Annotated in this window: 9 protein-coding genes, 2 tRNA genes and 1 pseudogene; 7 read left to right on the top strand and 5 right to left on the bottom strand. The window is 40.0% G+C overall.

From position 1 onward, the window contains the following. Positions 1-32 precede the first annotated feature (32 nt). The 4 genes from EGV92_RS09895 (at position 33) to EGV92_RS09880 (ending at position 4,942) form a co-directional block, all read left to right on the top strand. Positions 33-2,363, top strand: a complete 2,331-nt coding sequence (locus EGV92_RS09895; RefSeq protein WP_278248259.1) for an NADP-dependent malic enzyme — start codon at positions 33-35, stop codon at positions 2,361-2,363. 124 nt (positions 2,364-2,487) lie between these two features. Then, entirely contained in the window at positions 2,488-3,699 is a 1,212-nt protein-coding gene (locus EGV92_RS09890; protein WP_131669106.1) for a tRNA nucleotidyltransferase/poly(A) polymerase-related protein, read from the top strand. A 202-nt stretch (positions 3,700-3,901) separates the two neighbouring features. Continuing rightward, the gene (locus EGV92_RS09885; protein ID WP_278248258.1) at positions 3,902-4,801 is read left to right on the top strand and encodes a pteridine reductase; all 900 of its coding nucleotides are present in this window, start codon (positions 3,902-3,904) and stop codon (positions 4,799-4,801) included. A gap of 64 nt (positions 4,802-4,865) precedes the next feature. After that, positions 4,866-4,942: transfer RNA gene (locus tag EGV92_RS09880), tRNA-Ile, on the top strand. Positions 4,943-5,336: 394 nt separating this feature from the next. Here EGV92_RS09880 and EGV92_RS09875 read toward each other — a convergent pair. Further along, a complete protein-coding gene (locus EGV92_RS09875) occupies positions 5,337-7,007 on the bottom strand; it encodes an alpha-keto acid decarboxylase family protein (protein WP_131669105.1) in 1,671 nt (556 codons plus the stop codon). Positions 7,008-7,289: 282 nt separating this feature from the next. Here EGV92_RS09875 and EGV92_RS09870 point away from each other — a divergent pair. The 3 genes and pseudogenes from EGV92_RS09870 to EGV92_RS09860 all read left to right on the top strand — a co-directional run bounded on the left by EGV92_RS09870 (position 7,290) and on the right by EGV92_RS09860 (position 11,003). Further along, positions 7,290-7,364 (top strand) — tRNA-Gly (locus EGV92_RS09870). 590 nt (positions 7,365-7,954) lie between these two features. After that, positions 7,955-8,592 (top strand): annotated as a pseudogene (locus tag EGV92_RS09865) (IS1595 family transposase). 284 nt (positions 8,593-8,876) lie between these two features. Continuing rightward, positions 8,877-11,003, top strand: a complete 2,127-nt coding sequence (locus EGV92_RS09860; protein ID WP_131669104.1) for a TonB-dependent receptor — start codon at positions 8,877-8,879, stop codon at positions 11,001-11,003. Positions 11,004-11,195: 192 nt separating this feature from the next. On the opposite strand, the gene EGV92_RS09855 is transcribed toward EGV92_RS09860, so the two are convergent. From EGV92_RS09855 to EGV92_RS09840, 4 genes are all read right to left on the bottom strand, one after another. Then, positions 11,196-12,578: an SIP domain-containing protein gene (locus EGV92_RS09855; RefSeq protein ID WP_131669103.1), complete on the bottom strand. Its 1,383-nt coding sequence runs from the start codon at positions 12,576-12,578 to the stop codon at positions 11,196-11,198. A gap of 43 nt (positions 12,579-12,621) precedes the next feature. After that, the gene (gene fhuB, locus EGV92_RS09850) at positions 12,622-14,583 is read right to left on the bottom strand and encodes a Fe(3+)-hydroxamate ABC transporter permease FhuB (protein ID WP_131669102.1); all 1,962 of its coding nucleotides are present in this window, start codon (positions 14,581-14,583) and stop codon (positions 12,622-12,624) included. Next, entirely contained in the window at positions 14,580-15,566 is a 987-nt protein-coding gene (locus tag EGV92_RS09845) for a TroA family protein (protein ID WP_131669101.1), read from the bottom strand. The genes fhuB and EGV92_RS09845 overlap by 4 nt, the downstream gene beginning before the upstream one ends. Positions 15,567-16,008: 442 nt before the next feature. Continuing rightward, entirely contained in the window at positions 16,009-16,902 is an 894-nt protein-coding gene (locus EGV92_RS09840; RefSeq protein WP_131669100.1) for a TonB-dependent siderophore receptor, read from the bottom strand. Between the last annotated feature and the right edge of the window lie 30 nt (positions 16,903-16,932).

The raw sequence follows: 16,932 nt of genomic DNA, 5'->3' as shown, positions 1-16,932 counted from the left end.
ATTGATAAATTTTCGAACAATGGCACTTCTATATGATTGATGATAGCAACACCACCCCCTCAAAGGACACCTCAAAAATGGATCAAGAACAGTTCGAGCAAGCCGCCCTTCATTACCATGCGCATCCGCGCCCCGGTAAAATCTCAGTCACCCCTACCAAGCAACTAGCCAACCAACGTGATTTAGCGCTTGCGTACTCACCAGGTGTAGCAGTGCCGTGTTTAGAGATTGAAAAAGACCCTACTGCGGCGGCCAAATATACAGCTCGCAATAATTTGGTGGGTGTTATTACCAACGGGACAGCCGTATTAGGTCTGGGTAATATTGGCCCACTAGCTTCGAAGCCTGTTATGGAAGGTAAAGGAGTATTGTTCAAGAAATTTGCTGGTATTGATGTCTTTGATATCGAAGTTGCTCAAAATGATCCCGATAAATTCATTGAAGCGGTAGCAGCATTAGAGCCTACTTTTGGCGGCATTAACTTAGAGGATATTAAAGCGCCAGAGTGCTTTAAGATTGAGCGAGAACTACGCGAGCGCATGAATATCCCAGTATTCCATGATGACCAACATGGTACTTCTATCATTGTCGGCGCTGCCCTATTAAATGCGTTATTAATTACCGGAAAAGACATTGCAGACATCAAAATCGTCTGCTCAGGCGCTGGTGCTGCTGCTATCTCATGTCTAGATCTTGTTTGCGCTCTTGGCGTCAATAAAGACAATATCTTTGTCTCTGACTCGCGCGGTATTATCTCGAATAACCGTGAAAATTTAGATGATACTAAACGCCGCTATGCGCGTGATACCGTCTCTACGACTATTGACGATGTTATAGATGACGCCGATGTGTTCTTAGGTTTGTCTATGCCTGGTGTCTTGACGGCCGATATGGTACTTAGAATGGCAAAAGACCCTATTATCTTTGCCTTAGCCAACCCTACTCCTGAGATTATGCCTGAAATAGCGCACGCTGCCCGACCAGACGTTATTATGGCGACGGGACGCTCTGACTATCCAAACCAAGTCAATAATGCCTTATGTTTCCCATACATCTTCCGCGGAGCGTTAGACGTGGGTGCTACCACGGTTAACGAAGAGATGAAAGTGGCTTGTGTTAAAGCCATTGCCGCTATGGCCCACGTCGAGCAGCACCCGACTAAGAATGTCAGAAGCCTTGAGAGCATGAAGAGCTTCGGCCGCGACTATCTGATTCCAGGGCCGCTAGAGCCAAATCTAATCATTGAGATTGCCTCTGCGGTAGCTCAAGCAGCGATGGACTCTGGTGTCGCGACCTTGCCAATAGCTGATATGGATGCTTATCGTCAGCAATTATCTGAGTTTGTCTATAACTCTGCCTTTGTTATGAAGCCAATATTTGCTAAGGCTAAAGCTGATCCGAAGCGTATCGTCTATTGTGAAGGTGAAGATCAAAACGTCTTATTGGCTGTCCAAGTCGTCGTCGATGAAGGGCTAGCTCATCCTATTCTAGTCGGTCGTCCGTCAGTCGTTGAAGCCAATATCGCCACTTTGGGCTTACGTCTAAAAAATGGTGAGAATATTGACATCGTCAACCCAGACGATGATCCACGCTATAAAGACTACTGGCAGTTCTACTACGAGCGTAATAAGCGCCGCGGTGTCAGTATTGAGCTTGCTCGTCGCGATGTGCGCCGTAAGACCACACTAATCGGTGCGCTATTGGTCGAAAAAGGCGATGCCGACGGTATGATCTGTGGTACGTTTAGTTATTACTCCTTGCATCTACAGTACGTCAAAAACGTCATTGGCAAGATGGAGGGCGTAAAAGACTTCTATGCTATGAATGCCATCTTGATGCAAGACCGCAATATCTTTATTGCCGATACTTACATCCACGAAGACCCAAGCGCTGAGCAATTAGCCGAAATGACCGTCCTAGCAGCAGCTCAATTACGTCGGTTCGGTATTACTCCACGCGTAGCGCTAGTCTCGCATTCTAACTTTGGCACTTCAGATAAAGCCAGCGCGGTGAAAATGCGTCAGGTGCATGAGTTATTGACGCAGATGCAAGTTGACTTTGAATTTGATGGTGAGATGCATGGTGATGCTGCACTCAGCGAGCGCATCCGCTATGACGACCTGCCTTCTAGTACCCTAAAAGGCGCTGCAAACTTGTTAATTCTACCGACTTTAGATGCGGCTAACATTGCTTTCAATCTGCTAAAAACCGCGACCAATAGCGCCTCAATTGGTCCTATATTATTAGGTGCTAATAAGCCTGTCCATATCTTGACCCCTTCTGCGACAGCACGCCGTGTGGTCAATATGACGGCTCTTGCAGTAACTGAAGCGCAAGACTTAGAAGCAGCTAACAAGTCTTAATCATCCCGGGCAAAAGCTTGGGGTGACTGCTCTGAAGCTTTTGCTTGTCTGTTATACTAAAACCCGATCATTCTCTCTAAGAATGGTCGGGTTTTTTAATTTTGACTGACTTTAGGATATTGATATGCAGGTTTATCTGGTGGGTGGCGCGGTACGTGATCAGCTTTTGGGTCGACCAATAAAAGATAAAGACTTCGTCGTCGTTGGTGCTACGCCAGAAGCGATGTTGGCCGCAGGATTTTTGCAAGTCGGAGCAGACTTTCCAGTGTTTTTGCACCCGACCAGTAAACAAGAATATGCTCTAGCACGAACAGAGCGAAAATCAGGGCATGGCTATCAAGGCTTTCATATTCATGCCAGTCCCGATGTCACTTTAGAAGATGACTTACAGCGCCGCGATCTAACCATTAATGCCATGGCAATAGAAGTTAAAGGCCTATTTGATGACACCCCACTCAGCGGTGAGGTGGTCGATCCTTATGGCGGTCTTCAGGATATTGCCCATAGGCAGCTGCGACACATCTCATCAGCCTTTAGCGAAGACCCACTAAGAGTACTGAGAGTTGCGCGATTCTATAGCCGCTATTTTGATGAAGGCTTTACTATTTGTGATGAAACTCAACAGCTTATGCGTCAGCTGGTAGACTCAGGCGAGCTTAATCATTTGAGTGCTGAGCGAGTTTGGCAAGAGTCAAGTCGAGCGATGATGCAGACCTCACCGCACGTCTATTGGCAGCAGCTCTATCATATTGGGGCTCTTGCAAGCTATTTCTCAGCGCTAGATGACGCATGGCAAGACAGTTATTCAAGAGAAATTATCCAATCCGCTCTCTACTTCGCGGGTCAGATGCAGCTAAACTTATCTCAACGCTGGGCATTATTAATGGCCAGTCTAGATCGCACACTATTTACATCTGAGCCAATCACTGAGCCTACTACAGACAACAAGGCTAATGGTAAGCCTGCTGCTACGCAAGCCATTGCACAGATTGGCAATACAGCAAAAGTGCCTAAAGCTCAGACCCAGTTCGCTACCCTCTTTATGCTACAGGCAAGCCACTTGAATAATATAGAAAGCCTGTCTGCGGCGCAGCAGATAGAGCTTGTTCAATCCTGCGGTGCTCATAAGCAACCTGACAAGCTCTCACAGCTGTTAGTGACAGCCCAAGTCTTGCGCCTAGCACGCCAACATATCCAGATAATGCAGGCACTCAGTAGCTATCACGCGATTAACATGCAAGATATCGACCCTACCCTCAAAGGTGCAGCCATCGGCGAGGCACTGACGCAAGCACGGATTGATCATTTGCGCAAATCAAACCACGTTAGCCTTTAATATAGTTAATCCTATTTAAAACTGCGACGTAAAAGAGTAGCTGGTATAGATTTACTGGCTAGAAGTCATGAAACGCCTGAGGCAGGGGGAGATTTATACCAGCGACTTTGTGTCAACTATAAAATGGATTAACTATACTTTATAGTCAATGACTGCCTTAGTACCACAATAATCTCTTGAAACGCTTAGCTTTGGAGCCTTTATGTCGATAAAGCCTAAAGAAAAACCTAAATCAGCGATTAAACCCATGTATGAGCCAACAACAACCCATCAAAAACCAAATCCTGAGAATCTGCCATTCTCAGATACACTGCGCTCTGAGCCTCTAAGCGCTGACACTGCGGCCGTTATGTTAGTAACAGGGAGCGCTAAACGTATTGGCGCAGCTATTGTTTGCAGTGCTCACGCGGCAGGCTACCGGGTTATTATCCATTATCACCATAGCAAGCAAGCAGCGGCTGCTCTTGCCGAGACATTAAACCGTCAACGTCCGTACAGCGCCGCTCTTATCCAAGCAGATTTGGACATCGTCAATGACCCTTGTGCATTAGCCAGATTTACTGAGCAAGTCATAGCCCAATTTGGCCGACTCGATGTGCTAGTACATAACGCTTCACGATTTTATCCCTCACCTATTGGCGATATCTCCGCCGCTCAGTGGCAAGAGCTCTTCTTAACCAATGCCAAAGCCCCGTTGCTTCTCTCTCAGTCACTGTTGCCCTATCTTATCGAGCAGCAGGGCAATATCATAAGCTTGCTAGATATCCATGCACATGACAGACCCTTTCCTAATTATTCGGTCTACAATATGGCCAAAGCCGCACACCGATCTATGGTGCAGTCTTTGGCACTCGAATTAGCGCCTGATGTCCGAGTGAATGGCGTCGCGCCGGGAGTGAATATACTGCCAGAGCCTGACAGTGACCAGACTATCGCCCCTCAGATTCAGGACGCTATTATTAACTCCATACCTTTACAACGTATCGGCCGCCCTAAAGACATCGCCCAATGTGTCTTATATCTGGCGACTGCTGACTACGTTACGGGGCATATTATTACGGTAGATGGCGGACGCAGCCTAACATTGGCTGGAAATTGTTAATGACTTTAGGTGATTTTTACTTGAATAATTTACAAATTCAGGTATCATAATCCGTCTACTACATGGGCCCATAGCTCAGTTGGTTAGAGCATCCGACTCATAATCGGCAGGTCGACAGTTCAAGTCTGTCTGGGCCCACCATATTCAGCCCTGTTACATTATTGGTGTAACAGGGTTTTTTATCACCTTAATTTTATTGTTTACCTTTTACCAATGCCTTTATCAGCATTAACGTATCAAGGCTACAAGCGGCTCGTTATCAGGGTAAAGAGAACGCAGTGGTTCAATGAACATACCGGCGACTATCAGCTGCTTACCTTTGCCTGTGGTTAGGAGCGTAACACCATCGTGATTGCAAGCTGCTCCCAGTCACTTTGTTGCACATTTACGGTAGTTTAACTATAAAGCTTCGACTTCTTGGTCAAAAAACACTAACTGTGCCGTAATAAATACCAAAAAACCCGAATCAACACGGCTACTTTAGCTCCAATGATTCGGGGAATTCTGACTGTAAAATTAGCTAATAGCTATTAAATCACGCACCTTTAGGCTTAAGAGCGGCAGCGATGTCCTTAAGCAGTGGTGGATAGTCGTGCTTATTGGTTACTACCTCGACAAATACCATCTTATCTTCAATATTCTGAACCGTATTTAATGCTTCTTTCAATTCAGCAGGTGTGGCTACCTTAAGTATTACGCAATTATCCTCAGTCGCGCCAAATGCTTGCGGCATGATCTGCCAATTACAGTTTGGAATGTCGTTATAAGGCTGATTCTCACCATGGATAGCACGCTCAACACTATAGCCGTCGTTATTAATCAAAAATATAACTGGATTGAGCTTTTCACGGATCATCACTGCTATATCTTGAATAGTCAATAATGCTGAACCATCACCGATGAGCAGTACACTACGCTTATGCGGTGAAGCGATGCCCGCACCCAAACTTGCTGGCAAGGTATAGCCAATGGAACCCCATAGTGGCTGACCATAGAATGTCACACCTATCGGTAAGCGCACGTCGCTCATACCAAAATATGAAGTACCTTGCTCCGCAAATATTAGTTTACGATCATCTAGACTGTCTGCGATGATGTGCCAAAGGTCGTCTTGTCGCAGCTGCTCGTCATCGGCTCCTTTTTGCTCATAAGCTTCTACTTGATCAATAGGCTTGGGAGTAACCTCAATACCTGAAGTAAGCACATCGTGTAGCGCTTGTAGGGCGTCTTTTAATGCTAGCGGAGCAAAGGTCTTGCCACCGACAGTGGAGCGCTCATAATGAATATCTACCACTTTAGATTCATCAATATTTTGACTAAATCCTGCGGTGGTCGTATCAGTATAATTAACCCCAATTTTAATCAGGCAATCGCAGTTTTCGACCGCATCTTTGACGACGGGCCTAGAGGCAACTCCAGCATAGATACCGGCCCAGCGCTCGCTGTGCTCATCAAGCAACGTCTTACCCCAAGATAGCGTGGCATAGGGTATATCGGTATCCGCAATTAGCGCTTTTAGCTGCGGTTGCAGCCCCATACGATGTACCATTAAATCCGCCATTAAAGTAGTGGTCTTACCAGGGATAAACTCCGTCAAAGCCTGCTTGAATCCTGCCAGTGCTGCTTGACTAGTGATATCTTCAGTACCATCTAACAGCTTGGTTGAAGGTGGATATATAGGCAATCTGGCCACATCAGGAGATAATGATAAATAACCGGGGCGATGCTTTTTGAGGATCATCCGAATCACTCGATCTATCTCAGAAGCAGCGTTTTCAGGTGTGATATGTGCACAGGCGACCGTCACTGGCTCTACTATTTTTATAAAATGGTTAAACATGCCATCGCCTAAGGTATGATGAATGCGCCGCTTAGAGTCTTGCGCTTCAATAGACGGCGCCCCAACGATATGCAGTACTGGTGCATACTCCGCGTAAGATCCAGCAATTGCATTAATAGCTGACAGCTCCCCCACTCCAAAAGTGGTAACCATTGCTGCAAAGCCGCGCTCACGAGCATAACCATCCGCAGCGTAACCGGCATTTAGCTCATTGGTATTGCCGACCCAGCGCAGCTTATCAGAGGCAATGATATTGTCTAAAAACGGTAGGTTAAAATCACCCGGCACGCCGAATACCTCACTAGCCCCTGCCTCAGCGACACGCTCAAACAAGTAATCTGCAATCGTATAACTATTATCTGTCATTACCTTCTCCTTATAATTTTTTATGAATAATGATTTTTGCTTATTCGATATTAGCTACGGATTAGCTTAGTCCACTTAACCGTATTGTTTGTACATTGTCAGACTGTTTGCTGCTCAAGTTTTAGTATAACTTCTCATTATAAAATAACAGTTATAACGTGTATTCCAAAGATTACTGAGTAGTAAATACCAATATTTGCAATTTTTTTGAAAAAAAAGTTGACAGGTAAATATAATCACGTATAATACGACCCCACAGCGATACAGCAATCGTTGTAATTAGCGGGATTAGCTCAGTGGTAGAGCATAACCTTGCCAAGGTTGGGGTCGAGAGTTCGAATCTCTTATCCCGCTCCAAATATTTAAAAAGCCTCACTTCATAGTGAGGCTTTTTTTTGTCTAAAATTAGGAATTTACGAGTATAAAGTTAATTTTTAAATTCTTTTATATTTAATATAACTAAATAATAAAAACTGTGTGTCTAGCGTGATGCCCATTTGGTACTCAAAACGTGCCCACGCACGAAAACCCCGACTATAAAAATGACACCAACCTACAAAATTACTAAAGCGTTCGATATTCACGCTAATAGTATCTACTCCTCTAAACTAAGCGCACTGGCATACCTGATTTGGACTTTTGAGACTCGTACTGCTGCATTACTTCAAGCATCTCTTGCAAGTTTGCTTTATGCATACCAGTGTAGCGTTTAAAACCTACATTACTTTATTTGAGTAGTTTGTCTATGTTTGGCATGGTTCTTAGTGAGTTATGAATATGTCAGGTATTTTAAAAGCCGGTGCTGCTTTTGCAAGAGGTCTAATGAATTTTTTGTGTTATTGATAAAAATAAGGAGCTGTGGATATTCTTAACTAAATGATCACCGATTATTAAATAAAGAGGATCATTCATTCCTACAATAAATGGACAGTTAATAATCTTCTCTAATGAAAAAGAGGTTAAGTTGGTATAAACAAAACAGGCTTATTGAACTATTTGTTGCAGGCTCTACAGCAAGAACAGCAGCAAGTTTAGTTAGTGTCAATAAAACCACAGCCAGCTATTACTTTCATAGATTACCACTGCTAACTTATGAGAACTGCCAAGAACATGGTCTATTCGAAGGAGAAATCGAAGTAGACGAATCCTACTTTGGCGGAGCTCGTAAAGGCAAACGAGGATGAGATGCTAGTAGTATAAAGTACCCGTCTTTGGTCTATTAAAGAGTAATGGCAAGGTTTACGCCTGTATTATACCGAATGCTAAAGCAGATACTTTAATCCCGATTATCAGAGAAAAAGTAGTACCTGATAGCATTGTCTACACTGACTCATTTAAAAGCTACAAAGCATTAGATGTCAGTGAATTTACTCATTATCGTATTAACCACTCAAAAACCTTTGTTAATGATAAGAATCATATAAACGGTATAGAGAACTTCTGGAACCAAGCAAAGCGTCATTTACGTAAATTTAACGGTGTTCCAAAAGAGCATTTTCATCTATATTTAAAGGAATGTGAGTGGCGTTTTAATCACAGTGACCCAAAGTCACAATTATTGCAGTTAAAACAATCGGTTAAATAGGGTTTAAGCTAGTTACCTAGGACAGCCCCGAAAACAATACTTTACGACTTTTGGGTTAAAGCACACAACTAACTATAACGCAATATCAGTACTATATATAGCAGCCGATATAAAATAATAATAATTTTAATAATCATTATCATTAATTAAATTATAATGTTAAAATCTGTAAACAGTATTAGTAAAAATTATTATGAAGTTAAAAATTCTGTTTTTATTTTCAATAAATTAACCAAATAAACTTTGTTTAATCATCAACTAAAAATTATAACATTGGAGCAACTATGCAAGCTTATCGTAAATTCACATTATCCATATTAACTCTCTGTATAAGTCAACACCTCCATGCAGAAATAAATAAACCCCTTGAGTATGAAAAAATTCCAATGGTAAAACTTGACGCTATTGTCGTTACCGCTGGTAAAATCAACCGCACTGCACAGGAAACACTAGACAGTGTCAACATCACGACTGCTGATCAAATGCAGGATGACCCGACACTAGATGATGTCTCAGGTATTTTGAACAAAGCTCCGAATGTTAATATAAATGCAGAAACAAATTTTTCTATTCGTGGTATTTCACGCGGTGGTGTCGGTGGTGGTGTAGCAGACACTTTTAGTGTCGTAGTTGATGGCGTTGCTCAAAATTATATGGCAAATATGCCAGGGCTACTATCTACATGGGATTTAGAACAAGTAGAGATTCTACGAGGTCCGCAATCAACAACATCAGGACGGAATGCTTTAGCGGGTGCTATTGTAGTAAGTAGTAAAGATCCTGAATTTACTCAAAGTAGTAACCTACAATTGGGTTATGGTACTGATAACACTTATCAAGTTGCCGTTGCAAATACAGGTGCAATCACCGAAAACCTAGCTTACCGTATCAGTGCTGAGCGCAAACATACTGATGGGCATACTACCAATATTACATTTAATAAGGACGACTGGAATAGTCAAACAGCGATCAGCGTTCGTGGTAAGTTGCTTTACTTTATTGATAATGATAGCAAAGTTATGTTGACCGTATCAGATGTGAATCATGATCGAGATGGTATTCGTACTAGCATATCTCCTGACGAGCGTATAAATACAGATAATATACCTGTTTATTTTAATACTGATGTAACTAATGTTAGCCTTAAATATCATGATCGAATATCTGATGATTGGTCATTAACTTCAACTACGGGCTACCAGGATTTAACTTTTGAACGTCAGAGCGATTATGATGGTAACAATGGTGATGCAGCTTATAACAATGATCGTAGTTCAAATAACTGGTCACAGGAATTATTGTTTAACTACGATAATGCTGATGATATTGAGGCTGTTTTTGGGTTATATGCAACACAAGGGGACTTTAAGAACTCTTTAAGCACCTTAGAACTGCCTTACAATATCCAAGGTTATAAAATTACCGCTGACTACATTACATATAATGTCGAGGAATATACTAATTACGCTGCTTTTACGAATGTAGATTATCACATTACACCTAAAGTGACATTGATTGGGGGTCTGCGTTTTGATTATGATAAGCGAGATACCTTATCAGACCCAACTGCTAGATTGGTTCAAGGTACTGGAATTACACCCGTTGATCAAGTAGTGGAGGGTGTTATCAATCAAATAGGTGGAGACTTTGATGACAGTAATTCTCAAACTGTCTGGCTACCAAAGCTTGGTATTGATTATGCTTGGACTGATAGCTTAAATACAGGGTTTGTCTATCAACGTGGCTATCGTCCTGGGGGTATATCAGCGAATGTTGTCACACAGTCAAGTCAAGAATATGATGAAGAATATACAGATAATTACGAGTTTTCACTGCGTGCCCGCAATAATAATGGCTTTTCATTAACTGGTAATATCTTTTATACTGATTGGAAAGACCAACAAGTATCTGTAAATGGAGAAACAGGACTACCAGGCGATTATTTTGTAATGAATGCTGGTGAGTCTCATTTATATGGTGCAGAAATAGAAACTGGTTATAAAGTAACACCTAAAATTGAACTAACTGGAGGGGTAGGTTATGTAAAAACAGAATTTGATGAATTTGTCAGTAATGAGACAGACTATAGTGGCAAAGAGTTTACAGAAGCTAGAGATATAACGGCCAGTATAGGTGCTACTTACCGTACTAATAGTTGGTTTGCTGGATTAACGGCTACTCATCAAGGCGAAGCTTGGAGCGATTTAGCCAATACGAACAAGATAGATGATTATACGTTAGTAAACCTCAAAGCCGGATATGAAGCAGATAGTTGGGGGGCTTTCATACAGGTGAACAACCTTCTTGATAAAACATATATTCAAGATACGATAGGATATCGCTACCGACCAAATACTTATAATTTAGGAGACCCACGTACTGTAGGTGTTACTGTGAATTATAAGTGGTAAGTAACCACTTTTACTCCGTCCGAAGAAAACAAACAAAGCCTACTTCTATAAAGTAATACTAGTCAGTTAAGGCAAGAAAACTTAAGAATTAATAAAATAGCTCATCTATAACAGATAGGCTATTTTATTTTGATACTACAAAAGACTATTTGTGAGACATGCAAAAGAATGAGCTACTGTGTTTTAATGCCTTTAGTTCCAATAAGCTCGTACTCGATTAAATTTACCTTTTAATCCATGTTCTTCATTAAGATACTTTTTAATAGGTTTGCAATCATTTTTTCCTATAGCTCCCCAAGCACAGTCGATTTTTTTATTCTGCGCCTTAATTTGATCAATGACCGCTTGCGCCAGATTATTGGTTTGACTAGCATTAATATAGATAATATCCAGATTATTTTGTAGTAACTTTGGCAATAGCATCTCATCGAAATAGCTAAAGTCAGTATTTTCATTGGTAATACTAATCACTATAGGCACAGTCTGGCTTTGCCAACGTTCGAGCATTGCCGCAACTGCCGGCATAGAGGTCTCATCACAGATTAATAGTGGCTGTCCAATTATCATAGTTTTAATAGATTCTTCATAGTCGCTATCAGCGTAAATGATACTGCCAGCTTTTAGCGACCTAGCCCACTTACTTCCAGGACTATCTTCATGAGTGTAGATATCTACCTCACCCTTTAGTGTACTGTCTGCCGTACTTAGTTGTGGCTTGTACAATTGCCTTAAAGTGTAATAGCGACCTTTGTTTGATCCTGCAACTTGAGCTTCAAGCTTGTCACGTTTAGACTCTGGTAGACGCTTTAATACTTCAATGAATACTATTGAAGACTGTTTTTTAGCTATTTCAATAAGCTTAGTACCAAAGGGTAATTCTTCCACCTTCGGCTTTAGTTGTTGAAAAATTTTTTTAGGTAGGTTACAAACGAGGAATTCGTCTTTTTCACTATTGCGGTCACCCTTTTGATAGTTTAATGTGGTTAAAACAAAACGATAGGCAAACCCTGGGTCGTTAGCAGGAATACTTACCTCACTTTTGATATAAAGCCGTAGCATGTTTTTAGTGATATAACGTGTTCCAGTTACTTCAAAATAATATCTAACAACCTTTGATGGTTGGAGAACGGATAGTTCATCTTCTTTTATCAAAGCTTCATAGAATAAATAATATACACGATCTTTTAGTGAAGCACCTTGGATTCGAAATGGTACAAAAACAATTTTACTATCTTTATGCTGTTTTAAATTATCAACGGATATAGTCTTTTGTATAGATTCGGCTTGCTCGTATGAAATGTTATGTGGTAAATAACGCACCTCTAAGCCTTGTTCAAATATGTCATCTACAATTGGCCAAGCTTGCTCATTGAATTGCACTGTAGTAAATGATTTTAAGACATGCATGAGCTCAAATCGGTAGTTACTTAGATAGTCTAAAATTTCCTCTTTCTCAAAAGCGTCCTCACTGCTAAGCATAGTACGCTTCTGGTCAACATAACTAGTAAATAGAGCATTACTAACAATATTTAAACCAGCAGATTTAATGCTATTAAGCTTCGCCATAACGTGCATCGGTATTATTCCTTATTATTTATTGATTTGTGAATATAGAGTTTTATTTAAACTTACGCATCATAATTAAGAAGTAAACACCGCCGATTACTGAGGCCAAAATGCCTGCAGGTATTTCATAAGGAAATATCGCATAGCGTCCTATCCAATCTGCTGAAAGCATGAATAAGGCTCCTAATAGCGCAGATAAGGACAGTTGTTTTTCTACTGTTACTGCACCTAAAGTTCGTGCAATATGGGGAATCATCAACCCAACAAAACTTAGTGGTCCTATAGTGACAGTAGCTATAGTGCTTAACACTGCGATGAAGACTAGAAGTCCTGCTATATTAGCTTTCACAGATAACCCTAAACCACGTGCTACGGGTTCAGTTAAACTTAATAGCTTTAATGGCTTGATAGTTAAAAAGCTTATCAAATAAGTTAATACTGCCAAAATTAATAAAATATACGCGACTTGCGGTAAAATATGATAAGTAGTACCCGATAACCAACTTAGAATAGCCTGTAACTTTGAGTCATTACTGAAAGCTATTATTAAACTAAATGGTGCCGATAGTGCTCCAATTGCAATACCTATAAGCAATAGATAACTATTATGTACTTTACTCATTAACCATAAAATAGTTATTAAACAAATAGCACTACCTAATACGCCGAAACCAAGCACCCCTATTATTGGTAAATCAGTAATTAATATAAATGCTAGTACCATTGAAATAGAAGCTACTGAGCTTATACCTAATACTTCTGGACTAGCCATGGGATTGCGAGTCATCTGTTGCAGTACTACACCTGCAATAGCTAAAATAACACCCGAGGAAGCAGCACCTAAACTGCGTCCTAGTCGAAACTGCTTAAGATGCTCAAGATTAAATGAGAACTGCCAACCATGAATCGTTTGTACAAATACTAATGTCAGTGTAAATAATAATATTAATAAAAATATATAGCTCCACAAGTCTATATCTTTACGTCTAAATTCAATATCATAAGTTTCTTGATTATTAATCTGTTTACGTTGTTTAAGTATCAACCATATAATTAGAGGAGCGCCTAGAAGGCTGGTAAGAACTCCTGCAGGCAATGGGAATGATAGAGGCAAATAGTGAGTTAAAATATTAAGAAAATTATTAGTAAGCCAAAGTAATAATCCACCAAACAGGAACCCTAATAGTAATCTATGGCGAATATTCTGTACTTGCATTGCATTAATTATGGTTGCTGCTCCTAAACCAACAAAACCAATGAGGCCAACTTTACTCACTACCATCGCAGTTAATATAGCGCATAGGATAAACATGCTAGTACGAAGCCATTGAACAGACAATCCTAATCTAGTAGCCTGCCCATCATCTAACGACATCAGCATTAATGGCTTTTCAAGCAGCATTAATATTGGTAAGCTAACTATAGTAATTAAAAATAGATGTAGTAGTGGTTGCCAACTAACTTGATATAATAAGCCACTACTCCATAGAGTTAGCGTACTAAAATACTCAGGATTAAACATCATTAATAAATTAATGCAAGAATTAGCCAAGATACCAACCACAAAGCCTGCAATTATCAACACTAACGGATCTAGTTTGCTTGGTAAAGCAATAAGCACTACCAATCCTAATGTTATTAACGCTCCGATAAAAGCTATCCAAAAGCTACCATAAATCGCCCAACTGGGAAAAAACAACATCGCTAATACTATAAAAAATAAAGCACCACTACTTACAGCAAGAGTACTATCAGAGGCAAGGTTATTTTTAACTATCTGCTGAAGCAATATACTAACGACTGCAAGTAACCCCCCGCTTAAAAAAGCTACACCAGATTGAGCTATTAGAATTAATTGGATGATTATAGCTTTAGGCGTTAGTTGAGTAGGTTGAGCCAATAAATCAATTAGTGACCACTGCCATTTTAGATGGATCAGATACATCCATGAAAGTATCGTAGCCAAGCTAAATAGAACAATAAATAGGTAATTTTTGGGCAAACGCGATGTCATTTTTTACCTTCTACTTGGGTAACATACTCATAACTAAGTTCATTTATATTTCCTATAGTAACTGCGTCTTCTAAATTTTCTGCAAATGTCAACATTGATTGCATACCACCTCTAGTCCATACTGGTTCTATTTTATATATGCAAGCTTCAGGACGAAAGAAAGGAGATTGTTGCCAAATAATACTATTAACTATGTCTCGTTTAGTCATTTCTACAATCGGTTCTTTAATTATCAAGCAAACATTATCAGGTAACTCATACAATGTATGTATGGGTACAGAAGCGTAGCCGTATTGCTTTGCCTTTCCAACTGAAATAAGCTCTAAACCCATCATTTTCGCAGTCAGCGCTATAGGGTTATTTAATGTTACGACCTCTATTTCTCTAGTATCCCTAAGATTGATAACTATTATTTTTCTATTTTTTCCTAGATACTTTTGGACATTTTTTCCTGCCTCTATGATTCTGTTATAACTTGTTTCTATATATATATTTGCTTTTTCTTCTTTATTAATATTTCGACCAATTGTTCTTAAAGCTTCCACATATTTAGACCATTTAGGTAATTTACCAATATTATCGACATTTTGTCCGAAATCAATTGTACGTAAAGGAATATCTGGACTATAAAGATCCCTATTGTAGGTATAAAAATCAGTATCCAAGATAAAGTCTAGTTTTATTTGAGACATCGCTTCATTATTTGGTGGTACTTTACTACCTAAGTCTATGATATTTTCAGGTAGTTCAGGTTTGGTTACTGATCTAGAATATAATTTTTTATCACTGATAGCATATGGCGGATAACCCAAACTAGTCATAGTCGCTACTATTCCCCTTTCGGGGGAGTATACTTTAATATCCATTGTCTTTGGGCGCAATGAACTCAATTGACTGTGAGTAATATAATCAGCTAGTAAACATATACTTATAATTAACAGTGAGCTCACAACTATTAATATACGATTTTTTGTTTTAATCATGGCATATCATACTTAATATCAGCCTTTATAATTAATTATATAGATGAATCTTACGCACTATCCCAAATCTGAAATTATAGTAAAACAGCAACAACCCAAGGTTTAAAATAAAACCACTGTCTAGCAGAGTTGACTGACTAGTATTAGTCCTACATTCAATATTTTATTTCGTAGATATTTATATCTAGAACTTATGACTTTACTCATATCAGCGATGATGAAGTTTAGTTCAGTAAGAATAATAAGCGGTTAAAAAACGGTTATATCTTAAATCTCCTAACTACTCCTTGATACTATCTAGTGTTGTACTTGTTCTATTAATCTAAGCCCAAATTTAGATTGAAATCTTCTATAAACTCAGATGATTTTAAAATTTGAAAATGGTCTGAGTTTAGAAAATTTTCGTATTTAGAATCTTTACCGATCATTTGATAAAATCTATCTATATCCTGCTTTTCCCTACTATCGGCCCACCAACAAAACTTTCTCTATCTATCTTGCCATATTGTGTATCAAGCGTTCCTACAGCTGGCAAAAAGGTAATATATTTCGTATTAATTTGGTGATAATCAGCTTGTAGTGTTAATTGAGTAGCATCTGATGGTTGCCAAGTTAATGATGGCGCAATATATATTGCATCATCTGGAACGTAATTAACAAAAGAGTCACTATTTTTGTAAACACCTACTAACCGTACAGCAATATCATCAGTTAATTTCTGATTAATGTCAGCTGATATTTGTTTACGATTAAAGCTACCTATTTCCGCATTAACCTCGTATCCATCTGCAAAATACGGCTTCTTAGTAATGTTATTAATAGTACCGCCTGGCGGCATAGCACCATTTAATAAGGAATTGGGACCTTTGATAACCTCAACCCGTTCAAGCCCGTATGTTTCAAAAGGACCATCAAAAGAATTCGCTAGAATTCGCTGCCCATCTTGATAATAATTCTGGAAATTCCTAAAACCTCTTATTACATATGAAGTTGAAGCTTTATCACTAGGTTGCCAAGCAGTAATACCAGAAACGTAACCTAGCGCATCCTCCATATCGTTTGTACCAATCGTTTCCATCTCTTGCTGACCGACTACCGTCACCGATTGTGTTGACTTGAGGATTGACTCATCAAAACCTGTGGTAGAGCTAACTCTACTAGCAGCGATACCTTGAACAGGCCCATCGGCGGTCTCAATCTCTGTTTCGGCAGTCACCGTAATGGTAGGAAGTGTCACTGAAGGAAGGTCTTCATCGGCAGCTTGAGCGGCAACGGGAGTGATCAGAGCGGCATTCACAGCCAACGTTAGGGTGGCGAGCTTAAAGCTAGGGGGCATAAGAAGTGTCCTATCTCAGTCAGATATAAG

It is taken from the genome of Psychrobacter pygoscelis (assembly GCF_004335015.1).
In the GTDB taxonomy this organism is placed as follows: Bacteria; Pseudomonadota; Gammaproteobacteria; order Pseudomonadales; family Moraxellaceae; genus Psychrobacter; species Psychrobacter pygoscelis.
This window is presented reverse-complemented; position numbering and strand designations above follow the sequence as displayed.